Below are 355 nucleotides of genomic sequence, written 5' to 3'. Positions count from 1 at the left end.
GGGATTACGGTGCATTTTATGCCCTGTGATGAAGTAAAAGTGACCACCAGTTGTTTAGATTATGGTTACCCGGACTACCCAATAAAAGAGCCTATTAAAATGCCGGAGCCGAAAGTATGCCCCAAATAACGGGTTATCTGTATTTTCCCCTCCAGTAGCACCACTTTTGCGCAAAAGTGAATAAAGGAATATCTAATGAAATTAACTCACAGCATCATATTACTTGCGGTGCTGCTGCTTGCGGGGTGTAGCCAGCCTGGTGCAAAGGCCCAACCCCGGAGCGGCGGCGGTGGAACCATCGAGGCGATTAACCATACCAAATGGGCCATTAACCATTTCAGCGTCGACGGCCAGT

2 pseudogenes are annotated in these 355 nt (G+C 48.2%); both read left to right on the top strand.

The annotated features are described in order from the left end of the window. Positions 1-129 (top strand): annotated as a pseudogene (locus ACSVHP_RS23030) (DUF3304 domain-containing protein); the annotation flags it as partial. Positions 130-195: 66 nt separating this feature from the next. Next, a pseudogene (locus tag ACSVHP_RS23025) lies at positions 196-355 on the top strand (DUF3304 domain-containing protein); the annotation flags it as partial.

This window comes from Enterobacter sp. 186315, assembly GCF_053290175.1.
This window is presented reverse-complemented; position numbering and strand designations above follow the sequence as displayed.